The sequence below is a fragment of the Burkholderia sp. AU6039 genome, assembly GCF_002223365.1.
In the GTDB taxonomy this organism is placed as follows: Bacteria; Pseudomonadota; Gammaproteobacteria; order Burkholderiales; family Burkholderiaceae; genus Burkholderia.
The window spans coordinates 1,488,709-1,502,487 of the sequence record NZ_NKFK01000003.1 but is presented as its reverse complement, the minus strand read 5'-3'; the positions used below and the strand labels follow the sequence as shown (position 1 = coordinate 1,502,487).

The following is a 13,779-nucleotide window of genomic DNA, read 5'->3' as shown; positions in this document are numbered from 1 at the left end:
GAGAGCGGAACGAAGCCGGCAAGCGCGGCGGGCGCTTGCCCCGAGCGGCGCCGGCACGGGCGTGCGGACACCATCTTTCAGAAACTGTGGCGAATTCTAATACACACCTGTATCTGAATGCAAAGATGAATCCGAAAGGTAAAGGGTGCTAGACTGCGCGCCATGAAACCACAGCGCTTAACTCGCGAGCAGAGCAGGGACCAGACGCGCGAACGTCTGCTGATTGCCGCGCACCGTATTTTTCTGAAGAAAGGTTTTGTCGCCGCGAGCGTCGAGGACATCGCGGCGGCGGCCGGCTATACGCGCGGCGCGTTCTACTCGAATTTCCGCAGCAAGTCCGACCTGCTGCTGGCATTGCTGGAGCGCAATCACGCGGAGGTGCAGGCCGATTTCCAGGCGATCTTCGACGGGGGCGGCACGCGCGAGCAGATGGAGTCGATGTCGCTCGCGTATTACCGGACGCTGTTTCAGGACGACGAATATTCGCTGCTGTGGGGCGAGGCGAAGCTGCAGGCCGCGCGCGACGCGAAATTCCGCGTGCGCTTCAACCAGTTCCTGCATGGCAAGCGCCTGCAGATGGCCGAGTTCATCCGGCGCTTCTCCGAGCGTGCGGGTACGCCGCTGCTGCTGCCGGCGGAGACGCTGGCGTTCGGGCTGATGTGCCTGTGCGACGGCGTGCAGTCGTACTACTCGGCCGATCCGCAGCACGTGTCGGCCGAGGTGGCCGAGTCGGTGCTGGCGGGGTTCTTCGCGCGCGTGGTGCTTGGGCGCGCGCCGGACTGAGCGGGCTCCGGCCTCGGGCCACCTTGGTCACGCTGCCGGCGACGAACCGACCGGTCAGCGCTCGCCGGTCATCCGCCGGTACGCATCGAGCAGCGACGTCTTGTAGACGACCCCGGCGAGCGTCGGCTCGGCTTCGCTTTCGATCACCGGCAGGCGTTCGCCCTGGAACGCCATGAAGCGTTCGAGCGCGGTGGCGAGCGGCATGTCGGGCGTGAGCAGCGGAAACGGCGTGTGCACATAGTGCGCGGCCGTCTTGTCGGCCGTGTCGCGCTTGTCGAGCAGGTCCGACGTGATGTCCTTCAGCGCGACCGCGCCGCGAAAGCGCCCGGCGTCGTCGGTCACGTACAGATACTTCACCGGATATTCGAGGAACACGCGCGTCATGTCGGCGACGCTCGCGGTGAGCGGCACGACCGTCTGCGCGGGCTGGATCAGCTCGCGCATCTGCGTGGTGCGGATCCGGCTGCGTTCCTCGGCATCCTGGTGGTGGTGCAGCGTGATCTCGTACATCGACGTCGTGCCGGTCGCGCGCGCGACGAAGTACGCGAAGACGCAGGACACCAGCAGCGGCAGCACGACCTGGTAGCTGAGCGTCATCTCGAAGATCATCAGGATCGCCATCAGCGGCGCCTGCGTGGCGCCCGTCAGGAACGCGCCCATCCCGACGATCGCGTACGCGAAGTACGCCGACGTATGGCCGGGCCACACGGCTTGCATCGCGAGCCCGAACAGCGAGCCGAACACCGCACCGACGAACAGCGTCGGCGTGAACACCCCGCCGATCGCGCCGGAGCCGACGGTGGCGGAGGTCGCGATCACCTTGAACACGAGCACCGCGACGAGTGCCTGCCAGGTCCACGGCGAATGGAGGATGAGGTTCACCACGCTGTAGCCGTTGCCCCACACGTCCGGCACCCAGACCGAGATCACGCCGACGACGAGGCCGCCGAGCGCGAGCCGCACGGGCAGCGGCACGGGCAGCCGCTTGAACTGGTTCTTCGACGCATCGAGCAGGTGCAGGAACTGCGGCGCGAGCACGCCGCACAGCGCGCCGAGCACGACGAACAGCAGCACTTCGGGGCCGGTGACGGCCGGAAACACCGGCATCTCGTACGGCGGCCGGTAGCCGGCGAATTCGCGCATCACGATGTTCGCGACGACCGACGAGACGATCATCGGGCCGAGACTTTCCATGGCGATGCCGCCGAGCACGATCTCCGACACGAAGAAGGCGCCGGCGATCGGCGCGTTGTACGCGGACGTGATGCCGGCGGCCGCCCCGCAGGCGACCAGCAGGCGCAGGCGCGGCGGATCGAAGTGCACGAAGCGGCCGACCAGCGACGCGGCGAGCGCCGCGAGCTGCACCATCGGGCCTTCGCGGCCGATCGAGCCGCCGCTGCCGATCGTCAGCAGCGACGACACGCTGCGCCACAGGCTCTGGCGGACCGGCACGATGCCGTTGCCGAGCGCGACCGATTCCATGTAGTCGGTCTTGGCGGCCTGCTTGGCGCCGCGGGTCGCGAGCAGCAGCACGCAGCCGGCGAGGAAGCCGCCCGCGGCCGGCATCCAGAACCGCACGTACCACGGCAGGCGCTTGGCCATCTGCACGAAGCTGCCGCTTTGCCCGGAGATCAGGTGCTGCATCAGGTCGATGCCTTCGCGGAACGCCATCGTGGCAAAGGCGCCGCCGACGCCGACGATGGCCGACCAGATCAGCATCGTATGGGCGTCCGACAGGCGGAACAGCGTTTGGGCGCGAGTGCGCAGCTTCAGCAGGAACGAGAGCACGGCTGAAAGAGGGCGATGGAAAACGACGCGAAGCATAGCACTGCGCCGCGCCCGCGGGACCTTCCCGTCGGGCGCGGCGCGCGAAGTGTCACGGGCGGGCAACTCAGCCAAGCCAGTGCTGCACGGCCCAGGTGATCCCGTAGCCGCCGGCGATCAGCCACACGTACAGGATCAGGCCGGTCATCAGCGCCCGGGGGCCGGCTGCGCGGATCTGCGCGACGCGGGTTTCGATGCCGAGCGCGGTCATGGCCATCGTCAGCGCGAAGGTGTCGAGCACGTTCAGCGTGTGCGTGACGTCGGCGGGCAGCACGTTCAGCGAATTGACGATCACGAAGCCGAGGAAGCCGAGTGCGAACCAGGGCACGGCCACCTTCCGCTTGCCGTGCGCGCCGCCGGCAGTGGCGCGTGCCGAGCGGGCCAGCCACCCGCCGAGCACCAGCAGCACCGGCACCAGCAGCATCACGCGGGTCATCTTGACGATCGTCGCGATGTGCGCGACCTGCGGGCTGATGTCGCTCGCCGCGCCGACCACCTGCGCGACCTCGTGGATCGTGCCGCCGAAGAACAGGCCGAGGCCGGCCGGATCGAGGTTCAGCAGCCCGGCGTGATACGCGATCGGGTACAGGAACATCGACAGCGTGCCGAACAGCACGACGCTGCCCACGGCCATCGCGCTCTGGTGCGGCTTCGACTGCAGCGTGGATTCGAAGGCGAGCACGGCGGCCGCGCCGCAGATCGCGCTGCCGGCGGCGGTCAGCAGCGCGGAATCGCGGTCGAGCTTCATGATCTTCATGCCGGCCCAGGTGCCGATCACGAGCGTGCTGACGACGACCAGCACCGACACCGTCAGGCCCGGCAGCCCGACCTGCGCGATTTCCTGCAGGCTCACGCGCAACCCGAAGAACGCGACCGCGATGCGCAGCAGCTTGCGCGCGGAGAAATTGACGCCGGCCGCCCAGCTGGCCGGCATGCCGTCGCGCAGCGCGTTGCCGTACAACGCGCCTGCGACGATGCCGACGATCAGCGGCGACAGGCCGAGCCCCGCGATCGCGGGAAGCTGGGACAGGCTCGTGACGGCGGCGGCGAACAGCGCGACGAACAGCACGCCGTTCAACTGGCCGCGCATCGACGGCGCGGCGGGGCTGAGATGGGGAGTCGGAGCAGTGGACATGGAAGCACCGTGATGGAGCGTGTTGCGATGCTGTAATCCTAATTTCGTTATATCGATATGAAAAATTGTGATTTGTGACGTAAACTATCCGGAAAGCCGATAATTTATCCCCATGACCCCGGATCAACTGATAACGTTCGCCGCCGTCGCCGAGCACCTGAACATCAGCCACGCCGCCGTGGCGCTGCATCTGTCGCAGCCGGCCGTGTCGGGCCAGTTGCGGCTGCTCCAGGACGAATTCGGCGAGCCGCTGTACCAGCGCGAAGGCCGCGGTATCCGCCTGACCCCGGTCGGCGAGCAGCTCGCGCAGTACGCGAAGGCGCAGCGCGACACCTTCGCGCAGGCACGTGCGTTTCGTGACGCGGTACGCGGCCTCGAGGCCGGCACGCTGCGCATCGGCGCGAGCACGACGCCCGCGAGTTACCTGCTGCCGTACCTGATCGCGGCGTTCCAGCCGCGCGCGCCGCGCGTGGCGATCCAGACGATGAGCGGCAACACGGCCGACGTGGTCGCGGCGCTGCCGTCGCTCGATATCGCGATGATCGAAGGGCCGCCCGGCGAGGCACTGCCGCCGGGCACCGCGGTGCACGCGTGGCGCGAGGACGAGATCGTGGCGATCGTGCCGACCGGTCATCCGCTGGCCGCTCCGGAATATGCGGCGGGGGTCACGCTCGACGCGCTGGCCGCCCATCCGCTCGTGCTGCGCGAGGCGGGGTCCGCCGTGCGGCAGCTCGTCGAGCGTGCGTTCGCGCAAGGCGCGGCGCCGATGCGCGTCGCGTTCGAGATCGCGGGCGTCGAGGCCGTGAAGGAAGCCGTGCGGGCCGGGATGGGCGTCGGGTTCGTATCGGCGATGTCGCTGCGTCACGACGATGCCGCGCTCGTCTTGCGCTCGCTCGCGCCCAAGCCGCTCACTCGTCACTTTTCCATTCTCGTGCCGCACGGCGGTGCGCCGTCGCGGGTCGCCGCCCAATTCCTCGAAATGAGCCTCGCGCACGACAGCGCCTGAGCGAACGAACCCGGCCCGGGAACGTGCGTTGCGCGCCGTCGGGCGCGCGTTCGCGCCGTGCACCGTCTTAGGGATTTCCTCTATGGCGTGGGTCCGAAGCGAAGCGCACCATCCGTCTCAAGCAAATGGAACCGGTTCCATTCCGGTGAAAAAGGGCAACATGACAGACATCGTGATCGTGGCGAGCGCATTCGGGATGGACCGCGTGCGTCAGGAGGGCCACAGCGCATTCATCGCGACCGCGGCGGCAGCCGGCGCGACCGGCTTCGAGGTGCGGCGTGAACTGTTCACGTCGGAAGAGGCGGCCACGCCTGGCGCGCTGGCCGCGCTCGGCGCGCAACTGGCCAGCCACGGACTGTGGTCGGTGTTCTCGACGCCGGCCAACCTGTACACGGAAACGGGCGCGCTCGATGCGGACGCATTGCGCAGCGCGCTCGCGGAAGCCGACGCGCTCGGCGCGCGCTTCGTGAAATTCCAGCTCGGCGGCTTCGCCGGCGATGCGCACGCAGCCGAGATCGTCGCGCTGTCGCGCGGCGCGCGGGCCCGCGTGGTGGTCGAGAACGGCCAGCTTCCGGTCGGCGGCGCGCTTGCGCAGTTCCGCGGGCTGTTCGACGCACTGGCCGCGGCGGGCGTGCCCGATGCGCTCGGGATGACGTTCGACATCGGCAACTGGCAGTGGCCGGGCGAAGCACCGCTTGATTGCGCGCAAGTGCTCGCGCCGCATGTGGAATACATTCACTGCAAGGCAGTCGCGGGCGAGGGCGCGCGTCGTTTCGCCACCGCGCCGGCCCCGAACGATCCGCTCGTGACCGGCGTGCTCGCGGTGCTGCCGCAGCACGCGCCGCGCGGCATCGAGTTCCCGTTCGACGCGTCCGACCTGGCGGGCGATGCATGCCGGCGCGTTGCGTGGCTCGCCACGGCGTGACGGCGCAAGGATCCTGGAGAGTACATTCATGAAAGCAGCACTCGATGTCGTGACCTACGGCGAAGCGATGGCGATGTTCGTCGCGACCGAGCCCGGCCATCTCGCGCACGCGACGCAGTTCACGAAGCGGGTCGCGGGCGCCGACCTGAACGTCGCGATCGGCCTGTCGCGGCTCGGCTTCCGGGTCGGCTGGATGAGCCGTGTCGGCCGCGATTCGTTCGGCGGCTACGTACTCGACACGCTGGCGCGCGAGGGCATCGACGCGTCGTGCGTGACCGTCGATCCGCGTTACCCGACCGGTTTCCAGCTCAAGTCGCGCAACGACGACGGCAGCGACCCGACCGTCGAATATTTCCGCAAGGGCTCGGCCGCGAGCCACCTGTCGTGCGACGACTACGTGGCCGACTACGTGCTCGGCGCGCGCCACCTGCACCTGACGGGCGTCGCACCGGCGATCTCCGCGACGTCGTGCGAGCTCGCGTTCAAGCTCGCGCGCGAAATGCGCGCGGCCGGCAAGACGATCTCGTTCGACCCGAACCTGCGCCCGACGCTGTGGCCGTCCGCCGACGTGATGGCGAAGACGCTGAACGCGCTCGCGTCGCTTGCGGACTGGGTGCTGCCGGGCATCGCCGAAGGGCGGCAACTGACCGGGCACGACACGCCGGCCGACATCGCGGGCTTCTATCTTGCGCAGGGCGCGCGCGGTGTCGTGATCAAGCTCGGCGCGGAAGGTGCGTACTACCGGACGGCCGACGGCCGTGACGGAACGGTGACGGGCGAGCGCGTGCAGAACGTCGTCGACACGGTTGGCGCCGGCGACGGCTTCGCGGTCGGCGTGGTCAGCGCGCTGCTGGAGGGCAGGACGATCGAGCAGGCGGTGGCGCGCGGCAACCGGATCGGTGCGCTCGCGATCCAGGTGATCGGCGACTCGGAAGGACTGCCGACCCGCGCCGCGCTCGATCGATTCGAAAACGTCAGCAATGGCGCCGATCGCCTAGAGGAAACCTTCACCGCGCAATGAGAGGCCGGACACGGCACAATCCGCGGACTCATTTCGTCGTGCATGCGCACGGCATGGTACGGGACCGGGACGGGCGCTGACGCGTTTGTTCTGGTCGATTGTGGAGCATGAGCCAGAGTAAGCGCTGAAGCGCCAACTCTGGTCGACCGCGAAGCATGGGATCAGAGTAAGCGCTAAAGCGCTAACTCTGATCGACCGCGAAGCATGGGGCCGGAGTAAGCGCTAAAGCGCTAACTCCGGCCGACACAGGAGACATTCTGATGGCCAACTCTCTCGCTGCCCGCCGCTGGTGGACGATCATGCCGATCGTCTTCATCACGTACAGCCTCGCCTACCTCGACCGCGCGAACTACGGGTTCGCGGCCGCGGCCGGCATCAACCAGGACCTCGGGATCAGCAAGGGCCTGTCGTCGCTGATCGGCGCGCTGTTCTTCCTCGGCTACTTCTTCTTCCAGATTCCCGGCGCGATCTATGCGGAACGCCGCAGCGTGAAGAAGCTCGTGTTCGTCAGCCTGATCCTGTGGGGCGCGTGCGCGGCGCTCACGGGCGTGGTCAGCAACATCCCGTCACTGATGGCGATCCGCTTCGTGCTCGGCGTCGTCGAGGCAGCCGTGATGCCGGCGATGCTGATCTACATCAGCAACTGGTTCACGAAGAACGAGCGCTCGCGCGCGAACACGTTCCTGATCCTGGGCAACCCGGTCACCGTGCTGTGGATGTCGATCGTGTCGGGCTATCTCGTGCACGAATTCGGCTGGCGCCACATGTTCATCGCCGAAGGCGTGCCGGCCGTCCTCTGGGCCGTGTGCTGGTGGTTCCTCGTGCAGGACAAGCCGGCCGATTCGCCGTGGCTCAACGCGCAGGAAAAGCGTGACCTCGACGCCGCACTCGCGGCCGAGCAGGCAGCGATCAAGCCCGTGCGCAACTATGGCGAAGCATTCCGCTCGCCGGCCGTGATCAAGCTGTGCGCCCAGTATTTCTGCTGGAGCATCGGCGTGTACGGCTTCGTGCTGTGGCTGCCGTCGATCGTCAAGAACGGCTCCGACCTCGGGATGGTCGCGACCGGCTGGCTGTCCGCGCTGCCGTATCTCGCCGCGACGATCGCGATGATTGCCGCATCGTGGGCGTCCGACAAGGTCGGCTCCCGCCGCGGTTTCGTGTGGCCGTTCCTGCTGATCGGCGCGGCTGCGTTCGCCGCATCGTACGCACTCGGCTCGTCGCACTTCTGGATCTCGTATGCGCTGCTGGTCGTGGCCGGCGCCGCAATGTACGCGCCGTACGGCCCGTTCTTCGCGATCGTGCCGGAACTGCTGCCGAAGAACGTCGCCGGCGGCGCGATGGCGCTGATCAACAGCATGGGCGCGCTCGGTTCGTTCGTGGGCTCGTACTTCGTCGGCTACCTGAACGGGGCGACCGGCTCGCCCGTCGCGTCGTATGCGTTCATGAGCGCCGCGCTCGTCGCCGCGGTGATCCTCACGCTGTCCGTCAAACCCCAGGCGCGCGATGCGCATCCGCTCGCGACGCCGCTGCAAGGAAAATGAATCCGATGAAGCCCCGTATCGTCGCGTACAAGCCGCTGCCCGATGACGTCCTCGCGTACCTGCGCGAGCATGCGGACGTCGTGCAGGCCGACGGCGCCGCCGCCCTTGCCGATGCACTCGGCGACGCGGACGGCGCGATCGGCGCGAGCCTGAAGGTCACGCCGCAGATGCTCGACCGCGCACCGCGGCTGAAGGCGTGGTCGACGATCTCGGTGGGCTACGACAACTTCGACGTCGCGGATCTCACGCGGCGCGGGATCGTGCTCGCGCATACGCCGGACGTGCTGACCGAGTCGACCGCCGATACGGTGTTCTCGCTGATCCTCGCGTCCGCGCGACGCGTGGTCGAGCTGGCCGAGTGGGTGAAGGCCGGCCACTGGCATCGCAGCATCGGCCCCGACCTGTACGGCACCGACGTGCAGGGCAAGACGCTCGGCATCGTCGGGCTCGGGCGGATCGGCGGCGCGGTCGCGCGCCGCGCGGCGCTCGGCTTCCGGATGCAGGTGCTGTACGCGAACCGTTCCGCGCATGCGCAAGCCGAGACGCAGTACGGCGCGCGGCGCGTCACGCTCGACGAACTGCTCGCGCAAGCGGATTTCGTGTGCCTGCAGGTGCCGCTGTCGCCGGAAACGCACCACCTGATCGGTGCGGCCGAATTCGCGAAGATGAAGCGCGGGGCGATCCTGATCAACGCATCGCGCGGGCCGGTGGTCGACGAAGCCGCGCTGATCGATGCGCTGCGCGCGGGCACGATCCGCGGCGCGGGGCTCGACGTGTTCGAGAAGGAGCCGCTGGCGGCGGATTCGCCGCTGCTGCAGATGAAGAACGTCGTCGCGCTGCCACATATCGGCTCGGCGACGCACGAGACGCGCCACGCGATGGCGCGCTGTGCCGCGGAAAACCTGGTCGGCGCGCTGGCCGGCACGCTGCGCACGAATCTCGTCAATCCGGATGCACTCGCGCGCGCTTGAGCCGCGGCGGTGGCGGGGCGACCCCCGGCCGTCCCCCGGCCGGCGGGGCGCCGGCTTCGTTAGAGTCGATGGTCTTGGTGCCGGAGGGCTGGCTGCGTTATGATCCCCGCGCGTCGCATCGACGGCCCGGCAATGCTGCCGGCGGCGTCCCGCGACGGGTATCCGCGCCAGTCCGGTGCGGCCGACTGCTGTTGCAGGTGACCGGGGCGGGTGCCGACGCGCCGGTGCTGAAGGGCAGACGCTGATCGACCGCGAAGCATGGGATCCACGTAAGCGCAAAAGCGCTAACGCGGGTCGACCGCGAAGCATGGGGTCAGCGTAAGCGCTAAAGCGCTAACGCTGACCGACAGGGAGATTCCACCGGGTGGCTTACGTTTCCAACAACAAAGGTCCGTCTGCTCACGAAGCGGCGCGGATCGTACGTCGCGAGGCACGACAGTGACCGATTCGCAACCAACCACGACGCGTCCGGCGACGATCAGCGACGTCGCGCGCGAGGCCGGCACGGGCAAGACCAGTGTGTCGCGCTATCTGAACGGCGAGACGCACGTGCTGTCCACCGATCTGCGCCAGCGGATCGAAGCGGCGATCGCGCGGCTCAACTACCGGCCGAACCAGATGGCGCGCGGGCTCAAGCGCGGCCGCAACCGCTTGCTCGGCATGCTCGCGGCCGACCTGACCAATCCCTATACCGTCGAAGTGCTGCAGGGCGTCGAGGCCGCGTGCCACGCGCTCGGCTACATGCCGCTGATCTGCCACGCGGCGAATGAAGTCGAGATGGAGCGCCGCTTCCTGCAGCTGCTCACGACCTACCGCGTCGAAGGGCTGATCGTCAACGCGCTCGGCGCCGACGAGGACGTGCTGCGCCCGCTGCGCGGCGCCGGCATCCCGGCCGTGCTCGTCGACCGCACGGTCGAAGGCTTCGAGGCCGACCTGATCGGCCTCGACAACGCCGACGCGATCGAGACGGCCCTCGCGCACCTGGTCGAACACGGTTTCGACGCGATCCATTTCGTCGTGCAGCCGTTCGAGCGCGTCAGCTCGCGGCGCCTGCGCGAGGCCGCGTTCCGCACGGCACTGGCCGCGCGCGGGCTGACGGTGCCGTCGACGGTCGTGCTCGACCTGAACGAACCCGACGCGGTCACGGCGGCGCTGGCCGACATCGATGCCCGCATCGACGACGCGGCACGGCGCGGCGTGCGCGCGGCGCTGTTCGCCGCGAACGCGCCGGTCGCACTCGCGATCGCGCGCCACCTGCGCGCGCGCTTCGGCACCGCATGGCAGCAGCGGGCGGCGCTGCTGTCGATCGACGATCCGGAATGGGCCGAGCTGATCGGGATCACGACGATCCGCCAGCCGACCTACGAAATCGGCTACAAGGCCGTCGAATTCGTGCACGAGCGGATCGACGGTGCGGCGGGTGACGTACGCGTCTCGCTGTTGCCGGGCGAGCTGGTTGCGCGCGCGTCGACCGCAAGCTGAGTATCATTCGGGGCACGCAGCGCGTCAGGTGCGCTGCCCCGAACAAGGAAATACATGACTGTCGCTCCCGTCACGCTGGCGGTGCTGATCGCCGCCACGCTGATCATCGCGCTCCTGCCGCTCGTCCTCTACCGACTCCTGCGCAAGCCGCTGGCGCTGAACCGCCGCGACACGATCGTCGGCGTGGCCGTCTTCACGCTGTTCGCGATGATCCTCGAACGCGCGTTCCACGGGCTCGTGCTGAGCCAGACGCCGCCGGACGGCTGGCTCACGCAGCCGCTCGCGTTCGTCGCGTACAGCGCGCTCGCGACCGCCGTATTCGAGGAAGTCGGCCGCTATCTCGGGATGCGTTTCCTGAGCTGCCGCTATGGCCCGTCGTCGGCCGGCGACAGCCGCGGAATCGGCTACGGGATCGGTCACGGTGGCGCCGAAGCATGGTTCGTCGGCGTACTCGTATGGGGCCAGTGGTCGTATCTCGCGTGGCTCGCGAGCCGCGGCCAGCTCGAAGCACAACTCGCCGACCTGCCGGGCGATACCGTCGTGCGGCTGCACGTGATGCTTGCGACGCTGTCGGCGCAGTCGATGCTGCTGTTGCTGCTCGAACGCTGCGCGGCATTCGTGCTGCAGCTCGCGCTGTCGGTGCTGGTCTGGCGTGGCGTGCGCGCCGGCCGCGCGGGCGTGTTGCCGCTCGCGATCGCGCTGCATGCGCTCGCGGCCGCGCCGGCATTGCTGTACCAGGTGCGCGTGCTGCCGGCCGGCGGGGTCGAGGCCGCGTATTTCGTGCTCGCCGCGATCCTGGTCGTCGTGCTGGTGAAGGCATGCCGGCCGTCGCAAGCGGCAGCCTGACGGGAGAGACGGGATGGATGACTATCTGATCGAATGCCAGAGCGCGGAATTCGACGCGCTCGCACGCGTGATCTGCGATCTCTTTCCGGAGCAGACGCGTTTCGCCGAAAGCAGCGACGCACGCGGGCGGTTCCTGTCCGTGCAGTGGCTCGCGATGCGTTTCGGCTCGGCGCCGAAGCGGATGACGCTCGATATCCGTATCGTGCCGGCCGCGCTCGCGCGCTACCTGGCGCTCAAGCCGATGCGGCGGGCGCGCAGCCATGCGGTGCTGCATGCGTATACGGAAGCGATGCTCGGATCGCTCGAGGAGCGTCACGCGGCCGGCGAGGCCGTCGAGCGCGACGCGGAACTCGTACTCGACGAAGACTTTGCGTGACCGTTCGCGCCGGCGCCATGCCGGCGCGCTGCATTACGCGTCGCGGTAGACCTGCGCGAAGCGCTGCGCCTGCACGACGCCGTAGTCGCCGGGCGCGTACTGCATCACCCAGTCGCCGGCCACGCCACGCAGCGTGTCGCCGTTTTCCGAGCGGGCGATCGTGAACGGCTCGTCCATCCGGCGGGCGAGCACGACGGCCGGCCGGTTCCGGTAGGCGCCCGGTTCGCCGTGTGCGAGTGCCGGATCGGCAGGCAGGTATTTGGCGTCGAAGCGCGCGCGCGACACGACCCAGCGGTCGCCGGTCGAGCCCGTGATCAGCGCGTCGCCCGCCGCATAGCGGTTCGGGCCTTCGAGGCTCATCAGTTCGCCGTCGGCCTGCGCGAAGGCGACGGCGACGGTTTCGTCCTTGACGACGCGACGGGCCTGCGGATCGGTACGCAGGTCGAGGTGCTTGAGTTCGAGCATGGCGGGGAAGGGCGGGAAAGCTGTAAAAGCCGGCAGCTTATCCCGAATTCGGCGCGCCGTGTGACGCGCCGGTCGCCTGGCGCGGCGCCGTTCGGCCCGGACGGGCGGTACGGCGCCGGCAGGGCGGGCGTCAGGGCTGCGCGGGGGCGCTGGCGGCCGGCGCGGCTGCCGCCTTGCCATCGGTGCCCTTCGTCTTGCCCTTGCCGCGGTGCTCGCCGCCATGGTGCAGCCAGCTGCGGAACGTCGTGTCGGCCAGCGCCTTCTGGTCGGCCGGGAAGCTCTCGTAGAGCGGTGCGAAGGCGTCGGCGAGCTTCTTCGCGCCGTCGGCGTTCGCCTGCGACAGTTCCGCGTACTGCTTCATGTCGTCGAGCGCGGAGACGTCGTGCTTCGCCATCCGTTCGCGATAGAGGCGGCCCATCGTGTCGCCGTTGTCGCGCATCGTATCCGCGAACGTCTTCCACTGCGGTTCCTGCGCCGACGTGATCTTCAACTGGTCGTGCAGATACTTGATGCGCTGCTCGACGCGCGCTTCATGGCGTGCCGCGCGTTGCTCGGCGCTCGGGGCCGACGCCGCGGCCGTCGTTGCGGGGGCCTGGGCGGGCGCTTGCGGCTGCGCCGGGGTTTGCGCGAACGCGCTGGCTGCAACGGCGAGCGTAGCGAGGGTGAGCGAGATTTTCTTCATGGTTGGCTCTCCGGGGTGGTGTCTTGCGAGCGGGCGCGGCGGCAACTGCCGCAAGCGCGTTTCTCGCGTCGCACGGTATTAGTAGCACGTTGCGTGCAGCGCAGCAGTGAATGCGACACTTGCTTACATCCGATACGAATCGAAATTGAAAGGTCCGACTCGGGTCCGGGCGACGGCGTTTGGGCGGGCCTGCGTTCGGCGCTATCATCGCGTCACCTTCCACTCAGCCGGCGCGTCGTGCCCCGGCCCAGCCTCATGCGTCCACCCCGCCTCGACCAACTCGACGATCTCGACCGGCAACTGGTCGCGCTGCTGCAGGCCGATGCGCGCGCCAGCGTCGCGGATCTCGCGCGCCAGCTCGACGTCGCGCGCACGACGGTCGTCGCCCGCATCGCGCGGCTCGAACGCACCAACGTGATTGCCGGCTACAGCGTCCGGCTCGGGCAGGACGTGCTCGATGCAAGCATTTACGCGTATGTCGGCATCATTCTCACGCCGAAGTTCGGCAAGGACGTGCTGCGCAAGCTCGACCGGATGCCCGAGGTGCAACTGCTGTGCGCGGTGAGCGGCGAGTACGACTACGTCGCGTGGCTGCGCGCCGATTCGCCCGAACGGCTCAACGACCTGCTCGACCAGATCGGCACGCTCGAAGGCGTCGAACGCACGACGACGTCGATCATCCTGTCGCGCAAGATCGATCGCGGGACCATCGGCGGCTGACG

Annotated in this window: 14 protein-coding genes; 10 read left to right on the top strand and 4 right to left on the bottom strand. The window is 68.6% G+C overall.

Features of this window, described 5'->3' with window-relative positions; genetic code table 11:
- Positions 1-162 precede the first annotated feature (162 nt).
- The gene (locus tag CFB39_RS09615; protein ID WP_089425509.1) at positions 163-783 is read left to right on the top strand and encodes a TetR/AcrR family transcriptional regulator; all 621 of its coding nucleotides are present in this window, start codon (positions 163-165) and stop codon (positions 781-783) included.
- Between the two features lie 54 nt (positions 784-837).
- Here the strand turns inward: CFB39_RS09615 and CFB39_RS09610 are convergent, their stop codons facing one another.
- Positions 838-2,571, bottom strand: a complete 1,734-nt coding sequence (locus tag CFB39_RS09610) for a ClcB-like voltage-gated chloride channel protein (protein ID WP_208450617.1) — start codon at positions 2,569-2,571, stop codon at positions 838-840.
- Between the two features lie 103 nt (positions 2,572-2,674).
- Positions 2,675-3,742: a YeiH family protein gene (locus tag CFB39_RS09600; RefSeq protein ID WP_089425506.1), complete on the bottom strand. Its 1,068-nt coding sequence runs from the start codon at positions 3,740-3,742 to the stop codon at positions 2,675-2,677.
- A 112-nt stretch (positions 3,743-3,854) separates the two neighbouring features.
- Here CFB39_RS09600 and CFB39_RS09595 point away from each other — a divergent pair, with 112 nt between their 5' ends.
- From CFB39_RS09595 to CFB39_RS09560, 8 genes are all read left to right on the top strand, one after another.
- Positions 3,855-4,748: a LysR family transcriptional regulator gene (locus CFB39_RS09595; RefSeq protein ID WP_089472880.1), complete on the top strand. Its 894-nt coding sequence runs from the start codon at positions 3,855-3,857 to the stop codon at positions 4,746-4,748.
- Positions 4,749-4,908: 160 nt separating this feature from the next.
- Positions 4,909-5,673 (top strand): TIM barrel protein, encoded by a 765-nt coding sequence (locus tag CFB39_RS09590; RefSeq protein WP_089472879.1) that lies wholly within the window; start codon positions 4,909-4,911, stop codon positions 5,671-5,673.
- A 28-nt stretch (positions 5,674-5,701) separates the two neighbouring features.
- Positions 5,702-6,694: a sugar kinase gene (locus CFB39_RS09585; RefSeq protein WP_089472878.1), complete on the top strand. Its 993-nt coding sequence runs from the start codon at positions 5,702-5,704 to the stop codon at positions 6,692-6,694.
- A gap of 260 nt (positions 6,695-6,954) precedes the next feature.
- Positions 6,955-8,235, top strand: a complete 1,281-nt coding sequence (locus CFB39_RS09580) for an MFS transporter (RefSeq protein ID WP_039357927.1) — start codon at positions 6,955-6,957, stop codon at positions 8,233-8,235.
- A 5-nt stretch (positions 8,236-8,240) separates the two neighbouring features.
- Entirely contained in the window at positions 8,241-9,206 is a 966-nt protein-coding gene (locus CFB39_RS09575; RefSeq protein ID WP_089473260.1) for an NAD(P)-dependent oxidoreductase, read from the top strand.
- Positions 9,207-9,644: 438 nt separating this feature from the next.
- Positions 9,645-10,688, top strand: coding sequence for a LacI family DNA-binding transcriptional regulator (locus tag CFB39_RS09570; protein WP_089472877.1), 1,044 nt, complete (start codon positions 9,645-9,647; stop codon positions 10,686-10,688).
- 54 nt (positions 10,689-10,742) lie between these two features.
- A complete protein-coding gene (locus CFB39_RS09565) occupies positions 10,743-11,534 on the top strand; it encodes a YhfC family glutamic-type intramembrane protease (protein WP_089472876.1) in 792 nt (263 codons plus the stop codon).
- A 13-nt stretch (positions 11,535-11,547) separates the two neighbouring features.
- Positions 11,548-11,910 carry a DUF3022 domain-containing protein gene (locus tag CFB39_RS09560; RefSeq protein ID WP_089472875.1) on the top strand — a complete coding sequence of 121 codons (363 nt, stop codon included), beginning with the start codon at positions 11,548-11,550 and terminating at the stop codon, positions 11,908-11,910.
- A 33-nt stretch (positions 11,911-11,943) separates the two neighbouring features.
- Here CFB39_RS09560 and CFB39_RS09555 read toward each other — a convergent pair whose 3' ends face one another.
- Positions 11,944-12,375, bottom strand: a complete 432-nt coding sequence (locus CFB39_RS09555) for a PGDYG domain-containing protein (RefSeq protein ID WP_089472874.1) — start codon at positions 12,373-12,375, stop codon at positions 11,944-11,946.
- A gap of 130 nt (positions 12,376-12,505) precedes the next feature.
- A complete protein-coding gene (locus CFB39_RS09550; RefSeq protein WP_089425500.1) occupies positions 12,506-13,057 on the bottom strand; it encodes a Spy/CpxP family protein refolding chaperone in 552 nt (183 codons plus the stop codon).
- A gap of 255 nt (positions 13,058-13,312) precedes the next feature.
- Here CFB39_RS09550 and CFB39_RS09545 point away from each other — a divergent pair, with 255 nt between their 5' ends.
- The gene (locus tag CFB39_RS09545) at positions 13,313-13,777 is read left to right on the top strand and encodes an Lrp/AsnC family transcriptional regulator (RefSeq protein ID WP_006481526.1); all 465 of its coding nucleotides are present in this window, start codon (positions 13,313-13,315) and stop codon (positions 13,775-13,777) included.
- Positions 13,778-13,779 lie beyond the last annotated feature (2 nt).

Excerpts from the sequence above, each read along its gene's own strand:
- CFB39_RS09615 (WP_089425509.1), top strand. The coding sequence starts at position 163 with ATGAAACCACAGCGCTTAACTCGCGAGCAGAGCAGGGACCAGACGCGC.
- CFB39_RS09600 (WP_089425506.1), bottom strand. The coding sequence starts at position 3,742 with ATGTCCACTGCTCCGACTCCCCATCTCAGCCCCGCCGCGCCGTCGATG.
- CFB39_RS09595 (WP_089472880.1), top strand. The coding sequence starts at position 3,855 with ATGACCCCGGATCAACTGATAACGTTCGCCGCCGTCGCCGAGCACCTG.
- CFB39_RS09590 (WP_089472879.1), top strand. The coding sequence starts at position 4,909 with ATGACAGACATCGTGATCGTGGCGAGCGCATTCGGGATGGACCGCGTG.
- CFB39_RS09585 (WP_089472878.1), top strand. The coding sequence starts at position 5,702 with ATGAAAGCAGCACTCGATGTCGTGACCTACGGCGAAGCGATGGCGATG.
- CFB39_RS09580 (WP_039357927.1), top strand. The coding sequence starts at position 6,955 with ATGGCCAACTCTCTCGCTGCCCGCCGCTGGTGGACGATCATGCCGATC.
- CFB39_RS09575 (WP_089473260.1), top strand. The coding sequence starts at position 8,241 with ATGAAGCCCCGTATCGTCGCGTACAAGCCGCTGCCCGATGACGTCCTC.
- CFB39_RS09565 (WP_089472876.1), top strand. The coding sequence starts at position 10,743 with ATGACTGTCGCTCCCGTCACGCTGGCGGTGCTGATCGCCGCCACGCTG.
- CFB39_RS09560 (WP_089472875.1), top strand. The coding sequence starts at position 11,548 with ATGGATGACTATCTGATCGAATGCCAGAGCGCGGAATTCGACGCGCTC.
- CFB39_RS09555 (WP_089472874.1), bottom strand. The coding sequence starts at position 12,375 with ATGCTCGAACTCAAGCACCTCGACCTGCGTACCGATCCGCAGGCCCGT.
- CFB39_RS09550 (WP_089425500.1), bottom strand. The coding sequence starts at position 13,057 with ATGAAGAAAATCTCGCTCACCCTCGCTACGCTCGCCGTTGCAGCCAGC.
- CFB39_RS09545 (WP_006481526.1), top strand. The coding sequence starts at position 13,313 with ATGCGTCCACCCCGCCTCGACCAACTCGACGATCTCGACCGGCAACTG.